This is a genomic window from Phaeodactylibacter xiamenensis (assembly GCF_000759025.1).
Classification (GTDB): Bacteria; Bacteroidota; Bacteroidia; order Chitinophagales; family Saprospiraceae; genus Phaeodactylibacter; species Phaeodactylibacter xiamenensis.
On the sequence record NZ_JPOS01000078.1, the window covers coordinates 43,979 to 60,674 of the forward strand.

The following is a 16,696-nucleotide window of genomic DNA, read 5'->3' on the forward strand; positions in this document are numbered from 1 at the left end:
TGTATGCCTAAACAACCTCAAGTATATCAACCGGATGACCGGTATTTCCAACAAGTGATGAGTAATCCGGAAGTTGCCAAAGACTATATTAAGTATTTTTATCCTGATATAGCTTCGATTGCCGACCTGGATACGCTTAATCCTCAAAAAGTTAAATTATTAAGCCCCCATTTAAAGCTTTTTAGTGCGGATGTAGTGTATCGGTGCAGGTTAAAGGCGGAAAAGGGTGCTTATCTTAATTTCTGCCTGTTGTTTGAGCACAAATCCCAGCCCGATGAGCATGTTTCCGTACAGGTAGGGCTTTATATTTTCCTGTTAATGCAGGATATGGTGAAGCAAAAAGGGCGGAAGCTGGAACCGGTACTGCCGCTTTTATTTTATAATGGTGAGAAAGAATGGCAGCCAAAAACAGTCCGGCAATTGTTTCAAGGCTTTCCTCATTTTGAAATATTGAAATCTCACCTGCCGGATTTTGAGTTTCTGTTTGAGGACGCCCACCGTTTGCCTCCCGGGGAATTGCTTAAATTGGAGTTAAGTTACTTTCGTACGGCATTAATGTCAATGGCGCTGAAGCACCGGGTGGACTTGATATTTCAATATTTTGAGGTTATTTTTGAAGGAGCATCCGACAAAGATGAGCGATTAGCAACAATAACCTATATTCTCGGTGTTGCGGAACGATCTGCAGATGAAGTCATGGAGGCACTTGATCAAAAAGAATTTGGCACAAAATCAAAAGTTATGAGCACGCTTGAGCAATTATTGGAAAAGGGGCAGCAAGTGGGCAAGCTAAAGGCCCGGGTTTTTAATTTACTGAAAACATCCACCCGCTTCCCACAGATGAGCGCTGTGGATTTGGCTGATTTTACGGAATTAGAGGTCGAAAAGGTTATCGGGTTATTTGATCAATTAGCTGCTCCCGGTCAGCCGGAGCTCTTGGGCTATATTCAGGCGCAGTTCCTGCCTGAGATTAAACTAAGCACTGAAGAATCCACAAAGTTAAACCAACTTGTTGCGGATTTGCTCGACTCCCGCAGATAAATTAAGAGAAGCGGGGTTGCTGTAGCATCTTCTCAACTTGGGTAGTTTAAACAACAGGGCCTTCAATCATTGCTGATTGAAGGCCCTGTAAGTTTAAGGGCTTTTTAGACTATGTTTATGCCGCCAGTTGCCGCTCGTACTTATTGTTGCCCAATTTGTACAGCATCCGAAAGTGGCTGCGCAGGGCGGCCAGGAAAGTAGGATGCTCGTAATAGGGAATACCGTACTCCTCAGCGGTCGCTTTAACGATCGGTGCGATATCCGGGTAGTGGATATGGCAGATATTTGGGAAAAGGTGGTGTTCTACCTGATGGTTCAGCCCGCCGATGAACCAGGCGAAAAAGTGGCGCCCGTTCGCGAAGTTGGCCGTAGTCTTGAGCTGATGAACGGCCCAGCTGTTTTCTACGCTGCCATGCTCATCCGTTTTGAAGAAGTGGGTCTCCTCCAGTACATGGGCGCCCTGGAAAACCAGTGCCAGGAATAGCCCCGAGATGAAGTGCATCATGAGGAAACACAGCAGGGTTTGCCACCATGCGAGGGGTAAGATCATTATTGGAAGGACCAGCGTAATGGCTACGTAAGCGATTTTCAACAGCACAACATGCATCATGGCGCTGCCGTAAGAAACGCCCTGTGCTTCCAGCAGCCCGCGCTTGTGATAATCCCGGGTTTGCAAAAAGTCTTTGGCAACCAGCCAAAAGATCGTCATCATCCCATAAAGGATGGGCGCGTAGATGATTTGAAACCGGTAAAAGGGCTTGTGCTCCTGATCTGGTGAAAGGCGGAAAATGCCTTTGTCGATGTCCTCATCGTGCTCGTGCACATTAGTATAGGAATGATGCAGCACATTATGCTGGATTTTCCAATTGATGTGATAGCCACCAACAAAGTTCAGGATGCCGCCTAATGCACTGTTTACCTTAGGATTAGGAGAGTATGCACCGTGATTGGCATCATGCATAACGGAAAAGCCGATACCTGACATACCCAGCGCCATAAGTACCCACATGAGGACAATCGCCCAGGTCGCCTGTACTAGTCCGGATAGCATAAGCACCAACGGGACGGCGTAAAGGGCTACCATGAATACCGTTTTGAAGACCATACGGCCATCACCGTATTTAGTGATGCCTTTGTCGGAAAAATGTTGGTTGACTCGCTTGCGAAGGACCTGAAAAAATTCGGGCTGATCGTCCTTGTTGAAACGAACAGTAGAAGAAGTTGCCATAAAAGTCGTTTTGTCTGATGATATTTAATCACTCAAGGTAAGGCAGCCGTAGTAGGAATCCGAAAGATAGTCGAAAAAACTTTGAAAGAAGGGCATAGATTTACGAAAATCAGACATGAAGTATAATTCGGGTCGCCAAATAAATTGTAGCGAACCTCGCCAAGTTGCAAGCCGTTAAGAACTTAAACAAAACAAAAATTATGCGATTACTCATCTCCCTTTTGGTTAACGGTCTTTTGGTATACCTCTGCGCTGAAATCCTGTCGGGCGTTGGCATAGACGGCTACTTTGATGCCGTTATCGTGGCGCTTTTGCTCGGTATGGTCAACTTCTTTGTGAAACCTGTGCTTACCCTGCTCACCTTGCCTATTACTATTTTGACCCTGGGCCTGTTTCTGCTTGTGATCAACGGCGCTATGGTACTGCTGGTCGATTGGATGCTTGACGGCTTTTATGTAGATGGCTGGATATGGGCAATCGTCTTTGCACTCGTGATGTCCTTCTTCAACCTGTTCGTCGGTCAGTTTTCCGTTAAGGAAGAACGGAAGTAATTGCTTTTCCGGAAAGATACCGTTAACTTATCAGCAACTAATTCCATCATTATGAGAGCTTTCCTGGCCTTTTTATACTCGGAACGGAGAGGTTTGGGCGTAAGGCACAAACCCGACGCACGAGTATATGCCGACACGAAGTCATGTTTGGTCCCAAACTACTTCGTCGTCGGTATAGCATTCATTACCGTCATCAATCCAAGCCTGGCCCAGTCCGAACAGTACTGCAACAGTGACTTCGGGTTCTGCCTGGAATACCCGGAGCGTTTCTCTATGCTGACGGCAAAGGGGGCGACCGACGAACCTGCCTTATTCGTGGCAGATGAAGGGCAGACGAAAATTGAGATAGCGGGTCATGCCAACACAGCGCACTGGAGCCTTGAAGACATCTACTATATGAACTTTGAGGACTACCTGCGGGAAAACCCTGACCTGAATATCGTTGAAGAAAAATTCGGTAAAGATCAGTTTGAGGTATTGTACGAGGAAAACGGTCAGCTTCACTACTTTCGGGTACAACAACGCCCCGGGCAGTACATCAAGCTTTCCGTTTTGCTGCCTGCTGAAAGGCGGTCAGAACTGGCTGAACTGAAGGCTCAATTGTCTGTTCAGACTCCAAACCCTTAAGCTATGCAGGATTTGCTAACTGGTTATCTATTGCCCATCGCGCTAATGCTGGTCATCTGGCTTGTGCTCATGAATATGGGCAAACGCAGGCGCCGGAACCAAAGAGACCGGAGGCGTTTTTGAGTTAATTGCTGCATCGGCTGCCTCGCTTGGGCAAGCTGATGGGTTTAAAAGCTCAGCGGGGCTTACCTGCTCTTCGTTTACAGAGCTGCCAACTGAAGTGGGATTTTTTGCCAACCATTTTTCCAAATTCCCGTTTGGTTTTTATCCAGTTGACCTTCAATCGCTTACCTATGAAAATGCCAGCCCTGTTTTCTGCACTCCTGTTGACCGCAAGCCTCATGGCGCAGCGCCCGGTCATTGATGATTTCACCATCAGTGGAGATACCTACCGTACCGACAATGATTGCTTTCGGTTGACCGAGGAGCGGGACTACTCTTCCGGCTCCATCTGGTATCGTCGCCCCATCAGCCTGAACGAGCCTTTTTCCATCGAGCTGAGCGTATACCTGGGCTGTAAGGACGATGCGGGTGCCGATGGGATGGTCTTCATTTTTGCGCCCAGCGCCAATCTGACAGGCTGGAGGGGAGAAGGCATTGGCTTTGCCGGGCTACGGCCTTCTATTGGCATCGAGATTGACACCTGGCTGAATGAGCACCTGCTGGACCCGGTGGAAGACCACGTAGCAATCATGGCCAATGGAAGAGTGGGCCATTTCAACAACCTGGCAGGGCCCAAGCCTATTCTCAATATCGAAGACTGTGAGCAGCACAAACTGGCAGTGCGCTGGTCCCCGGCAGAACAGCGCCTGTCTGTGGAAATCGACCGCCGGGAAGTCATCGCTGCGGAAGTCGATTTGAAAAATGCCATTTTCCAGGGCAATGACGTCGTATACTGGGGCGTGAGCGCAGCCACCGGGCGTTACAATAATTACCATGAGGTATGCTTTGACCGCTTATCCTGGCTGCCGTTGGAGGAGGTAGGACCTGTCTACCGTGGGAAGTAGCATGAGCTGAAAAGCCCGCATCATTCGATAGCTAACACTTTGAGTCGATCTATGGCTAATGGCTTTTTACCATTGGATTGCCAGAACTGGACTTCCAGCTGATCATATTGCTTATTCGGCACCGGCACGTCAAGGAAAAGCGTTTTCGTGCTGTTAGGCGGCAACAGCCGAAATAGGCGCAGGAAGCGCGTCTGTATTTCTTTATCACCCTTTTTGAACTTCACCATAAGCTGTGCCATTAGCCAGTACTCCCATTCTTTTTCCTGGCAGCGGAAGTCTCCCTCCACTCTTATCCAGGGGGTATTGATTGCACTGGCAGGTATGTGTATAGGGGGCGAAAATTGGGTGTCCTCCGACAGGCAGAGAGACCGGTCGCCTTCTATTGGTGGAATGGGGCAGTCGTGAGCCAGGGAGTCCGATTCGAAATCCAGATAGGCGAGCGATTTGATAATATTGGGCGTTCCGGAATAAAGCTCTTTGGTATCCAGCAGCTTGATGGTTTCCTCGGGTACTTCACTGCGCAGAAAAATAGCTTTTAAGTAAGGCAGGGTCATTTATTCCGTCACGAATAATCCCCCCTTGTGGGCCTGATGGGTCAGCCAAACGTTGTAATAGATACAACCGAGGCCAAAGGTTATTATTCCGATTTTTAATGCGCGTTGCTTCCATGCCGATTGTATCAATGCAGCCATTGGGAAGGCAAGGACGGCGTAGGACTGTACCATCGCCCGTTGCCCTAAGCTGCCTCCGTACCACCAGATATCCCATGCAAAGGTGATGTAAATGAAAAGACAAGCGAAGATGGCTACTGCGGGGAAAAGCGGTCGTTTTTTTCGCCAAAGCGCTATAAAACCGGCGAGCGAAAGGATCATAGCGGGGGAATAAATCAGCCAGCCTCCCTTACCACTAAAAAAGCCCTGCCAGAGGTGCGGGCGCAGCCAGCTGAACCCCTGATCCTGATATCTGTACACGAGCCATTCTCCTGTCACATATTTCCAGTAAATCAACTGAATACTGCCAAGGGTAACTGCACCTAATGCGGCAACTAAAAGAAACTTCAGCCCCCTGCGGTTGCTAAGGAAGAATTGAAGCCGCTCGGATAATGGTTTCCTGCCTTCCAGTCCCCAGAGCAGCGGAATAAGTACCGCAATGATTTCTGTAGGTCGGGTGAGCGCCATTAGCCCAACGGTTGCCCCAATGCACCAGGCACGCCAGGAGGCCGGTCGTTCGTAAAACCGGATAGACTGCCAGATGAGCAGGGCATAGAGCGCGAATAGCCAATTGTGGGTCATGGCGTTATCGATAGCACTGTAATTCAGGTAGTTGGTTGCCGTAACGATCAATACCAATGTGAGGGCGGTTGCCGTATCGCTAAAGTAACACAGCAAGCTTTTCCTCAGGTAAAACAACCCCAGAAAAGCCATCAACAGGCTGCCAAAACTAATCGCCATCTGATAGGGGCGGGAGAAGCCATCCGCCGGATACCTGGAATAAGCGGCGACGGTATGGGCAATGGCAAAGAATGGTAAATACTGTAAGGCCATTCCTGCCGAGTACTTCATAACCCGGTTGCCGCTTTCATGGTCATACGCCTGATAGCTCCCGCTTGACATTTCGTATTGCTGCACTACGCTGTCTCGGAATTCGACCTTTTTGATGTCTTTATAAATGAAAAGGGCGGGCAGGTAAAAATAATACCCGGAAACATCCCAGCTGATGGTGGCTTCCGTTTTGGTCATCTGCCACTTAGGATAGTAAGCATGGGTGCCCAGTATAAAAGCGACACAAAAAAGAAAGGCTAGGAAAGAGCGATTTTGGGGTTTGGGTGCGGCCATCTGACTATAAATTATATTTTAAAATACAATAAATCGCCCGAAAACCGTCCTTCCAGTTGATCTTTTTACCCTCGGCGTAGGTGCGGCCGTAGTAAGAAATGCCCACCTCATAGATGCGGATGCCGGGAATGCGGGCAATCTTGGCCGTGACCTCAGGCTCGAAGCCAAAGCGCTGTTCTTTCAGCTGCAGGCTTTGGATGGTCTCCCGGCGGAAGAGCTTGTAGCAGGTCTCCATGTCCGTGAGGTTGAGGTTGGTCATGGCATTCGACAGGAAGGTCAGGAATTTGTTGCCTATAGAGTGCCAAAAAAACAAAATGCGGTGCGGCTTGCCACCCATAAACCGGGAGCCGTAGACGACATCGGCCACTTCATCCAGTACTGGCTTGAGCAAAATATTGTACTCCTCCGGGTCGTACTCCAGGTCGGCATCCTGAATGATAACGTAGTCGCCGGTGGCTTCCCGAATGCCGGTATGCAGGGCAGCTCCTTTGCCTTTATTCACTTCGTGCTTGTAGTACTGAATATTGAAACCGGGATTTTCCTGCTGATAGCGCTGAATGGCAGCCTCGGTATCATCAGTGGAGCAGTCGTTGACGATAATGATCTCCTTCTGAAGGCCCCCACTGAGCACCACAGCCCGGACTTTATCAAGTATAAAATGGATGGTCGGCCCTTCATTGTAGGCTGGGATGACGATAGACAGGGTCTTGCTCATGCGCGTGGATTGTATGTCGCTTTTTGTTGGTTCCTATAAAATGTCAAAGGTAAAAAAAGCTGCTTAGATGAGCGGTGGGCATATTGGCCCCCCTGTTGGCAAAAGCCAATCCTGTGCAAAAGAGCGTAATTACAGCAGGTTTTGGGCTACTGCTTCGCGAAACGACCAATGTCTACGGCTTCATCCAGTTCGTTCCCATTCACCAGATGAGCCGCCAGATGATGCGCCCAGTAGGGGCCAAGAGAAGCACCCTTGGTACCCAGTCCGTTAAAGATCGCAAGGGCAGGGAATTCAGGGTGTTGCCCCAGGAACGGGCGACGGTCTTTGACCGTTGGGCGGACGGCTGCCCGGTGCTCAACCACGTCAAAGGGCAGGCTTAAGACATCTTTTAGCCGTTGTTCGAGGTAATCCCGGCCCCGGGAAGTGGGCTGGTCATCGTCGAATTTCCAGTCGTAGGTAGAGCCGATCCAGTAAAGCCCGGAGTCTGCAAGGGGGACAATGAATACCCGGTGTTTTAGGATTTTCTCAAAATCAGCCCCCGGGATGCGCACGATGAGCACTTCGCCTTTCGCTCCTCCGAAGGGGAGGTAGTTGAAGTAAGGGTTCTGAGTGCCCAGGTGCCCTTCCGCAAAAATAAGCTGTGAAGCCGAAACTACGTTTTTGTAAGTGGCTTGCTCCGGAGTCAGGGTAAGCAGACTGTAGTCGAAGTGGTCCTCCAGCAGCGCGCCTTTTGATTTCAGGTACTTGCGGTAAGCCCCGGTCAGGCGGACCAGATCGGTTTGTCCGGACTGTGTGACCTCTCCATAGCTGTAGGCGAGTACGGTCTTGGTGGCGTACTGGTCGAGCACGGGCTGATCGAGCATATAGGGCGTGTAAGCCGGGTCTCCCGTGCGGGCCAGCCAATCGTTTTCTTCCCCCTGATTGAATAAAGTGCGAATGATATTCCGCTCATGGAAAATTGGAATATTGAGCTGAGCCTCCAACTGCCGGTAGGTGCGGACCGCAAATGGGATGAGGTCATCCACCCGCCAGGACTTGACGTAGCGCCTTCCCGTGATGGGGTTGATAATGCCAGCCGCCACCTGAGATGCTGCGTTCGGGCTGTAGTGATCGATGACAAAAACGGATTTTCCTGCTGCCTCCAGAAAGTGCGCCAACAGGGTGCCTGCAATGCCTTGCCCCACGATGATGAAGTCTGCGTGTTTCATATCATCCTTAACAAAAAAGCGGCAGCGGGGTTGTCAGAAGCGGTTCAGCAAATGGAGCGACAAAAGGAGGTGTTTTTCCAACATTTTTTATGGGCATAGGTTATTACCGGTACAAATACTGAAGCATGAGCCTATCACTGCAGGTGCAAAGCGCACTCGCTTTCGTTTTTCTCTTTTTTGCTTTTTCTGCCGCTGCACAGGACAAATACGTGCTCAGTGGCTATGTGAAAGATGCGGCCACCGGTGAAACGCTGATTGGCGCGGCCGTTGTGGTAGCCGATTCAGCAGGGCTGGGCACGGTCACCAATGCCTATGGCTTTTACTCTTTGGAAATACCGGCAGGCACGCACCGGCTGCGCTTTTCCTACGTGGGCTACGCAGGGGAGGAAGCAACGGTAACCCTCAATGAAGCGAAGCGCCTGAATGTAGAGTTGGCTGAGGAAAGTGTGGAGCTGCAGGAGGTCGTCGTCAAGGCTCGCCCGGATGACGCCAACGTCAAAAGTACAGAAATGGGTACGGTGGGCCTACAGATGGATAATGTGAAAAAGCTGCCGGCGCTCATGGGCGAAGTGGATGTGCTAAAGACCATTCAATTGTTGCCCGGCGTACTGTCGGCAGGGGAGGGGAACGCGGGGTTCTACGTTCGGGGTGGTGGGCCGGATCAAAACCTGGTCCTGCTGGATGAAGCCGTGGTCTACAATCCGGGGCATTTACTGGGCTTCTTCTCTGTATTCAATGCGGATGCCATCAAGAATACCACCCTGATCAAAGGGGGCATGCCTGCACAGTACGGTGGCCGGCTTTCCTCGGTAGTCGATATTCAGATGAAGGAGGGCAACGACCGGGAATATGCAATGGAGGGCGGCATCGGGCTCGTGGCCTCCCGGGTGACCTTCGAGGGGCCTATCGTAGAGGAGCGCAGCAGCTTCATTGTTTCCGCCCGACGGACCTACGCCCTTGACCTGGCTCAGCCTTTCTTCGACAATACTTCCTTTGCAGGGACGAACTATTATTTTTACGACCTCAATGCCAAAGCCAATTACCGGTTTAGCGATGAGGACCGTCTGTATTTCAGCACTTACTTTGGCAGAGACGTGCTGCAGTTCCGGAGCAATGCCCGCGACTTCAACTTCGATATGCCCTATGGCAACGCAACAGCCACTCTGCGCTGGAACCACCTGTTTAGCGATAAGCTGTTTATGAATGTTTCTGCCATCTACAATGACTACGACTTCGGCTTTAGCGGCGGGCAGGGCGACTTTAGGATAGGGCTGGAATCCGGTGTGCGCGACTGGAATGGGAAGGTGGACTTTGAGTACTTCCCAAATCCTAACCATCATCTGAGGTTCGGCGCGAACTACACCTACCACCGGCTGACCCCAAGCCTGGCTACCGCAACGAACGGGGAGGAAGTTTTTGCCAATGAAGGAGAAATCCGTTTTGCTCATGAAAGTGCGGTCTACCTTGCAGACGAAATAAAAATCGGACCAGGTATCCGGTTGAATGCCGGGCTCCGCGTTTCTGCCTTTACGCAGCTTGGCCCTTACACCTCAAAACAGGACAGCACTGAGTATGCTGCCGGGGAGCCGGTGAAGACTTACATAGGGGTGGAGCCCCGGCTGGCGGCTACCTTTTACCTCAATGCTGTATCATCTCTGAAGGCAGGGGTGACGGTGGCGAACCAATACCTGCATCTGGTCAGCAATTCCACAAGTACGCTGCCTACTGATATTTGGATGCCCAGTTCAGAAATCATCAAGCCACAGATCGGCGTGCAATATGCGGTGGGGTATTTCCGCAATTTCCAGGACAACCGTTATGAAGCATCCGTGGAGGTTTACTACCGTGATTTGTACAACCAGATTGACTTCCGGGAAAACTACGTGGATAATGTCGCCAATGACCTGGAGGAGGAGTTTGTATTTGGTCAGGGCAGGGCCTATGGGCTGGAGCTTTTCCTGCAAAAAAAGAAGGGGCGCTTTACTGGCTGGATTGGCTATACCCTGTCCCGAACCGAGCGCATCTTCCCGGAAATTAACAACGGCAATCCATTTCCGGCGATTTACGACCGGCGGCATGACCTTTCGGTGGTGGCGAATTACACCCTCAATAAGAAATGGGAATTTGGTGGTGCCTTTATATTTGGTACGGGCAATGCCTTTACCCCCGTGCAACGATTGTACTTCATCGATCAGTTTCCGGTGCAGGAGTATGGCCCGCGCAACAGTGCCCGCCTGCAGGACTACCACCGCGTGGATTTCTCGGCAACCTATACACCCAAACCGGACTCCAAAGCGCGCTTCCGGTCCAGCTGGAACTTCTCGGTCTACAATGCCTACAGTCGGCAGAATCCATTTTTCATTTACTACGATTTTGAGTCGGACCCTAATGCGGGGACTGCGGCAGCACGGGCTTACCAGGTGTCGCTTTTTCCGGTGATTCCTTCGGTGACCTGGAATTTTTCCTGGCGGTAGAGGGCTGGCATACTGAAGCCGCTGATCTGACTGCTCACACTGATCTTGCAACCCTGCTGCCGCCCCACAAACATGCCCCGCTATTATGCCCCCGCTCGAAATCCGTGAAAATCCGCGCAATCCGTCTAATCCGTGTTCTCCCTCACGCCGCGCACGACAATAGTACACTGAAGCCGCTGATCTGACTGATCACACTGATCTTGCAACCCAGTGCCGCCCCACAAACATGCCCCGCTATTATGCCCCCGCTCGAAATCCGTGAAAATCCGCGCAATCCGTCTAATCCGTGTTCCCCCTCACGCCGCGCACGACAATAGTACACTGAAGCCGCTGATCTGACTGATCACACTGATCTTGCAACCCAGTGCCGCCCCACAAACATGCCCCGCTCTTATGCCCCCGCTCGAAATCCGCGAAAATCCGCGCAATCCGTCTAATCCGTGTTCTCCCTCACGCCGCGCACGGCAATAGTAAACTGAAGCCGCTGATCTGACTGAAACCACTGATCTCTGCAACCCAGTGCCGCCCCACAAACATGCCCCGCTCTTATGCCCCTGCTCGAAATCCGCGAAAATCCGCGAAATCAGTCTAATCTGTGTTCCCCCTCACGCCGCGCACGGCAATAGTACACTGAAACCACTAATCTTTGCAACCCAGTGCCGCCCCACAAACATGCCCCGCTCTTATGCCCCTGCTCGAAATCCGTGCAAATCTGCGCAATCAGTCTAATCCGTGTTCTCCCTCACGCCGCGCACGGCAATAGTAAACTGAAGCCGCTGATCTTTTCCACCAAGGCTTGCCTCGCTGAAGCGCCCCTGAAAAATCACCTAAACCCTATTCCCAATACCCAGTCTGCCCGATTTTTATATTTTTGTACTCAATTCCCGAAAAGCCACCAAGCTCAACTACATGTCTAACATCGCCATTTTTCCAGGTTCCTTCGACCCCATCACCATTGGTCATGTCGACCTGATCAAGCGCGCTCTGCCGCTTTACGATAAAATCATTGTTGCTATCGGCGTCAACAGCCAGAAGAAGTACCTTTTTTCCCTTGAGGAAAGGTTGGAGTGGCTCCGGGAGGTCTTCGCAGATGAGCCCAAGGTGGAAGTCGGGCATTTCTCCGGCCTCACGGCACACTATGCCCGTCAGATTGGTGCGCGATACCTGCTGCGCGGCTTGCGGAATGCCTCTGACTTTGATTATGAAAAGACGATTTCCCAACTGAATAACATCGTTGGGGAGGGGATAGAAACTATTTTTCTGATTAGTCAGCCGGCCTACTCCCACATTAGCTCCACAATCGTAAGGGAAATCATTATTGGCGGGGGAGATGCAACGCCCTTTGTGCCCGAGGCCCTGCGGGAGCGCTTTAAGTCTACTTAAGCTCTTTACGGGCGATGAGCGGGGTTTTGGGATTGACAATCATTTTCTCCTCGCGGGGTAAAAGCACTACATCCATATCCTCCAGAGGGATTTGGCCCAATAGGGGCTCATTGTCCCCAGGCAGCAAGACTGCTCTGGTGGTTGTAGCCCGGTTTTCAAATTGGATGTCAATGGGGCCTACGATTGGATACTTTTCCTGTTGTCCATTCGCCAATTCGAAGACTTGTTCATCAATAATCGGTAAGCCAAGCTGTTCTTTGATGGTTTCATTAATAGCGAGGTTATACGCGCCGCTATCTACCAGAATGCTAAGCTCAAGGCTTCTAATGGCCGCTTTATCCATCGCTTTGGCATCAGCCAGAACGACATCCCGGGTATTAATGAGCCTTATTGTTGCATAAATTTTTCCCATGCTACAAATTACAAAACACTGCCATCATAATCAATCCTCCCCGTCCACGTGCACGACCTGATCTTCTTCCAGCAGCGGCATAAGCTTGTAACGGAGGTAGAGCTGAGTGGTTGCCAGCACATCCTTCTCGCAGTAAAAGGAAATACGCCGCAGGTCCTTGTCTTCCCAGTATACCCGGCCTACCTGCGAGCCATCGATGTCATCTTTGGGCGATGGGAAGCCCAGCACAGCTGCCAGCAACTTCAGGGAGGTGAAGTTCTTACGGTCGCCGAAAGACCACATGTCCATCGTGTCGATGATGTGCTTGGTTTCCCAGGGTTTCTTGCCCGATAAGTCAAACGGAGCAGGCAGGGGCAAGCGGTTGATGATGAGGCGGCGGCAGATGTAGGGGATGTCAAACTCCTTTGCATTGTGCCCGCAGAAACCGAATTTATTGGAGTCGTTGTAGTACTTGAAGACCATCTGTGAGAAGCCCTGCAGGAGCTCGGCTTCATTTTCACTGGCAAAGGACTTGAGCCGGATTTTGAGTTTTTTTTCTGCTTTATCCCGGTGTACCACACCAACGGAGATACAAACGATTTTTCCGAACTCTGCAAAGATGCCAGCCTTTTCTGTATAAGATTCTGCTACCTCTTCTTCAGTTAGTGGTTCGGTCCGGCCACGCGCCAGCTGATTGGCTTTGATGGTCCAGAGTGCTTTGAGGTCGTCATTGAGCCCATCGAAATTAGGCTTTCCTGAAACGGTTTCGATATCCAGGAACAGAATGTTGGCTATATCAGGCATAGAAGATGCGATTTTTGACAAAAATAAAATAAATACAGCTACCAAATCCTATCGGGAGCGATATGGGGGCGTAAGTGTTTGGCGATTTGTAATAAAATTTCGATTTTAACGCCCGCTTCTGAATAAATATTCAGCAGCGTATTGTCTACAAAATTATGATACAAGGTGGAGTGGCCCAAAAGTGGGCGCCTGGCCTTTAAAACCAAAACTTATGCTTCGTTCAAAAATTGGGGGCATTGGTTCCTACGTGCCCGATAAAGTGGTAACCAATGACGATTTAACCAGAGTCATGGATACCAGTGATGAGTGGATTCAGGAGCGGACCGGCATTAAAGAGCGCCGGTATGGCACCAAACACGAAGAGACTACGACCACCATGGGGGCCCGCGCCGCTGAGATTGCCATCGAACGTGCCGGGATCAGTAAGGAAGATATAGATTTTATCATTTTCGCCACCCTCAGCCCGGACTACTATTTCCCTGGCTGTGGTGTTTTGCTGCAGCGCGAGTTGGGTATAACTAATACCGAGATTGGCGCGCTGGACATCCGGAATCAGTGCAGTGGGTTTGTGTATGGGCTGTCTGTAGCAGACCAGTTTGTGAAGACCGGCATGTACAAAAACGTACTGCTGGTAGGCGCAGAAATGCACTCTATGGGCCTGGATTTTAGCACAGAGGGCCGTGGTGTGACTGTCATTTTTGGCGATGGTGCCGGTGCGGTTGTGCTACAGCCCACTGAAGAAGAAGGTCAGGGCGTGCTCCAAACCTGCCTGCACTCGGATGGTACCTATGCAGAAAAACTGGCCTTTATCAACCCCGGCTCCCACGGTGGCTACCATAAAAAATATACCGGTGAGGAAGTCGATTATGGCTATTCGGATGCTGAATTTGGCGAGATTTTCCTGAATCAGCACATGCTCGACAACGATCAGATCTACCCGAATATGGAAGGGCAGTTCGTATTCAAAATGGCCGTGCAGAAATTCCCTCAGGTCATCATGGAGGCCCTGGAGAAAGCGGGCCTGAAGAAAGAAGACATCAATATGCTCGTGCCTCATCAGGCCAATCTGCGCATTAGCCAGTTCGTGCAAAAGCGCCTGGGGCTTAAGGATGAGCAGGTTTGGAATAACATTCAAAAATATGGCAACACCACTGCGGCATCTGTGCCCATCGCGCTTTGCGAAGCCTGGGAGTCCGGCGCAGTCAGGGATGGTGACCTGGTGTGCCTGGCTGCTTTTGGCAGTGGTTTCACCTGGGGCGCAGCTCTGATCAGATGGTAAGCTGAACCAAAGCGACAGGAATGCTAAACAGGAGGTTTCCTATCTGTTTCTGGGCATTCCCTGCCAAATTTTGTATGTTAGCTGTTCATCTTCTATTCACGGAAGTTGTATTAACTTTTTCATAGCACATTAATTTTGGTCCCCGTTCATTGCAGCGGGGATTTTTTTTGCCTGACAGACTTTAACGGATGGCTGCCTGGTGCAGGGTTATGTGGATTCGCTGGCCGGAAAAGACAATACGGTAAGCCCGAAAACAGTTTTATCTACGAAATCAACCAATGAGGAAAATGAAGGAAAAGGTGTTATTTTTTTGTTTGGGCTTTTTACTGGCCGGCGCATCTGTACTGCATGCACAGGAGGAACCGGTGGCTACGGAAGCTGAGTATGACAAAGCTTATGAGCGGCGCATTAAGCAGGAATACCTGTATGGGGTATACATCCCCAAGGACCTGAGCGACGCTATTGTTCAACTGAATAAACTTGCAGACCGGGAGTCGCTCCAGAAGTTTCGTATGGCGGAGGAGGAGGAAGCCGTTCGCAAGTTACACTTTAGCCTCGGGCGGTGGATTATTCATAACTGGGGCTTTTACGGGGGGTCTCGTCTTTCGGTGGCCCTCAAAGACATGGGCGTGCACCATCCTGATGACATGGCGCGGCTCATCATCCGGTCCATGCACCGAAGCTTGAATAAAAAACCAATAGAAGTAAAAGAACAGGTTATTGCGCTGCAGGAAGCCCGGGAAGCAGAACGGAAAAAGCGAATGGAATCTGCAGAAATCCTCTACGAAGGAAAACGGCAGTTGAACCGGGATTCAGTGGAGCTTCGTAAACAACGATAGTCTTAGCCCTTATTTGAGAAAGGCCCGGATGTGCGCCACTACCTCATCGGCACATTCCCATTGAATGAAGTGCCCGCACTTAGACACAAAGAAAAGCCTGGCGTTAGGGAGTTGGGCTGCTCCCTCCCGGGCTACCTTCTCTGTGGTCAGGCCAGGGTTGATCATTTTGTTGGGGATAAGGGCATCCTCTTTTCCGTACAAGACTAAGGTGGGGAGTTGCAAGTCCGGGAGGCGGTCGAAAACCGGGTGGTCAAGCATGCCGAGGACGCATCTGGGGATCATGTTGCAGTACTGTACGTAAGCTTCCGTATCTGCTCTTAATGCCATGCGTTCATCGATCATGAACTGCGCATCAGCAGGGAACTGATGGAAATTGGCGTGGAAGTTGCGCTCAATCTGATGGACAGGCGTAGCGCGCAATAACGCTGGTTTGTAAAAGGTCCGCAACCACTCCCGTGCAGCCGAGTTGAAACGCTCAAACCCGGCCGGGGCCAGCAGGATGAGCTTTGCAAAATGTTCCTGTGCCTGGAGTGCCGTAAAAATACTGGTCTGCCCGCCCATGGAATGACCGATGAGGACCGGCTGCCGGAGCTTCAGCGCCTCCTTAAATTGTAAAAGGGTTTCGGCAAAAAATGGAATATCAAAAGAATAGTCGCCTTTGTCAGACAGCCCGTACCCCGGCAAATCCAGCGCAACGCACCGATAATCGGACGACAGCTGTGGAATGACCTTGTCCCAGGCCTTCAGGTTACTGCCCAGCCCATGCACCATCAGCAGTGTGGTACGCCCTTTGCCACGGTCCGTGTAATGAACCTTTGTGCCATTGGGCAAATCTATAAAGCGGTGCCATTCTGAAGCTTGTGCCAAAGCCATTGCTGATGAGGTTGCTGATGAATCAGGGGGAGGCGAAGCTACACTTTGTTGCGGACTTTTCGGGCGTGCTGCTGCTTTTTTACCTTCCTTTGGCCGCAGCCAGAGGTACACTAATCCGCCAACAAGCAGTGAAGCCAGTATAGCAAAGGTCACGGCTACGGCCGGATTGCGGACCTCGGCCTGCATATACCAGCCAATGCGCCCGTAGTAGACGCCAAAGTGGACCAGAACCGCAGTCAGGCTTGCCGCTATCGGTGCCTGACGGGGGACTTCCTTCAGGAAAATGCCCATCAATACAGGTACAAAGGCTGCAGAGAAATAAGCATAGACTCCATTCTGAGCAAAAATGCCCACGCTCAGGCTGGGATGAATCAGCTGCTCGTAGGAAAGAGCTATGGAAATGACTGCGAGTATGACAATAACTATTTTATTAATAGCAAC

The 16,696-nt window shown here is 50.7% G+C and carries 17 protein-coding genes; 8 read left to right on the forward strand and 9 right to left on the reverse strand.

All coding sequences use genetic code 11. The annotated features are described in order from the left end of the window. Positions 1-3: 3 nt before the first annotated feature. On the forward strand, positions 4-1,041 hold the full coding sequence (locus tag IX84_RS20030) for an Rpn family recombination-promoting nuclease/putative transposase (RefSeq protein ID WP_044224920.1): 1,038 nt from the start codon (positions 4-6) through the stop codon (positions 1,039-1,041). A 115-nt stretch (positions 1,042-1,156) separates the two neighbouring features. On the opposite strand, the gene IX84_RS20035 is transcribed toward IX84_RS20030, so the two are convergent. Next, complete coding sequence (locus IX84_RS20035) at positions 1,157-2,269, reverse strand: fatty acid desaturase family protein (protein WP_044224923.1); 1,113 nt, start codon at positions 2,267-2,269, stop codon at positions 1,157-1,159. Positions 2,270-2,469: 200 nt separating this feature from the next. On the opposite strand from IX84_RS20035, the gene IX84_RS20040 reads away from it, so the two are divergent. Together IX84_RS20040 and IX84_RS20045 are read left to right on the forward strand one after the other, a co-directional pair. Next, positions 2,470-2,820, forward strand: coding sequence for a phage holin family protein (locus IX84_RS20040; RefSeq protein ID WP_044146311.1), 351 nt, complete (start codon positions 2,470-2,472; stop codon positions 2,818-2,820). Between the two features lie 51 nt (positions 2,821-2,871). Further along, complete coding sequence (locus tag IX84_RS20045; RefSeq protein ID WP_044224929.1) at positions 2,872-3,447, forward strand: hypothetical protein; 576 nt, start codon at positions 2,872-2,874, stop codon at positions 3,445-3,447. Positions 3,448-3,489: 42 nt separating this feature from the next. On the opposite strand, the gene IX84_RS33535 is transcribed toward IX84_RS20045, so the two are convergent. Continuing rightward, a complete protein-coding gene (locus tag IX84_RS33535) occupies positions 3,490-3,696 on the reverse strand; it encodes a hypothetical protein (protein WP_160213842.1) in 207 nt (68 codons plus the stop codon). Between the two features lie 44 nt (positions 3,697-3,740). On the opposite strand from IX84_RS33535, the gene IX84_RS20050 reads away from it, so the two are divergent. Next, positions 3,741-4,454, forward strand: a complete 714-nt coding sequence (locus IX84_RS20050; protein WP_160213844.1) for an L-type lectin-domain containing protein — start codon at positions 3,741-3,743, stop codon at positions 4,452-4,454. A 20-nt stretch (positions 4,455-4,474) separates the two neighbouring features. On the opposite strand, the gene IX84_RS34165 is transcribed toward IX84_RS20050, so the two are convergent. From IX84_RS34165 to IX84_RS20070, 4 genes are all read right to left on the reverse strand, one after another. Next, entirely contained in the window at positions 4,475-5,008 is a 534-nt protein-coding gene (locus IX84_RS34165) for a hypothetical protein (RefSeq protein ID WP_044224935.1), read from the reverse strand. Next, on the reverse strand, positions 5,009-6,193 hold the full coding sequence (locus IX84_RS20060) for a glycosyltransferase family 39 protein (protein ID WP_238578310.1): 1,185 nt from the start codon (positions 6,191-6,193) through the stop codon (positions 5,009-5,011). A gap of 100 nt (positions 6,194-6,293) precedes the next feature. After that, a complete protein-coding gene (locus tag IX84_RS20065) occupies positions 6,294-7,004 on the reverse strand; it encodes a glycosyltransferase family 2 protein (RefSeq protein WP_044224942.1) in 711 nt (236 codons plus the stop codon). 146 nt (positions 7,005-7,150) lie between these two features. Beyond that, entirely contained in the window at positions 7,151-8,212 is a 1,062-nt protein-coding gene (locus IX84_RS20070) for an NAD(P)/FAD-dependent oxidoreductase (protein WP_044224944.1), read from the reverse strand. 125 nt (positions 8,213-8,337) lie between these two features. Here IX84_RS20070 and IX84_RS20075 point away from each other — a divergent pair, with 125 nt between their 5' ends. Next, positions 8,338-10,686, forward strand: coding sequence for a TonB-dependent receptor (locus tag IX84_RS20075; RefSeq protein ID WP_044224947.1), 2,349 nt, complete (start codon positions 8,338-8,340; stop codon positions 10,684-10,686). Positions 10,687-11,595: 909 nt separating this feature from the next. Further along, a complete protein-coding gene (gene coaD / locus IX84_RS20080; RefSeq protein WP_044224950.1) occupies positions 11,596-12,069 on the forward strand; it encodes a pantetheine-phosphate adenylyltransferase in 474 nt (157 codons plus the stop codon). Here coaD and IX84_RS20085 read toward each other — a convergent pair. Then, positions 12,062-12,481, reverse strand: coding sequence for an aspartyl protease family protein (locus tag IX84_RS20085; protein ID WP_044224953.1), 420 nt, complete (start codon positions 12,479-12,481; stop codon positions 12,062-12,064). The two genes, coaD and IX84_RS20085, sit on opposite strands and share 8 nt — an antisense overlap. A gap of 30 nt (positions 12,482-12,511) precedes the next feature. Next, on the reverse strand, positions 12,512-13,264 hold the full coding sequence (locus IX84_RS20090; RefSeq protein ID WP_044224956.1) for a 3'-5' exonuclease: 753 nt from the start codon (positions 13,262-13,264) through the stop codon (positions 12,512-12,514). Between the two features lie 211 nt (positions 13,265-13,475). Here IX84_RS20090 and IX84_RS20095 point away from each other — a divergent pair, with 211 nt between their 5' ends. Both IX84_RS20095 and IX84_RS20100 read left to right on the forward strand, forming a co-directional pair. Beyond that, the gene (locus IX84_RS20095; protein ID WP_044224958.1) at positions 13,476-14,543 is read left to right on the forward strand and encodes a 3-oxoacyl-ACP synthase III family protein; all 1,068 of its coding nucleotides are present in this window, start codon (positions 13,476-13,478) and stop codon (positions 14,541-14,543) included. Positions 14,544-14,821: 278 nt separating this feature from the next. Next, positions 14,822-15,382, forward strand: a complete 561-nt coding sequence (locus tag IX84_RS20100) for a DUF6794 domain-containing protein (protein WP_160213846.1) — start codon at positions 14,822-14,824, stop codon at positions 15,380-15,382. Positions 15,383-15,391: 9 nt separating this feature from the next. Here IX84_RS20100 and IX84_RS20105 read toward each other — a convergent pair. Next, a partial coding sequence (locus tag IX84_RS20105) for an alpha/beta fold hydrolase (protein WP_052516237.1) occupies positions 15,392-16,696 on the reverse strand: 1,305 nt, incomplete at its 5' end.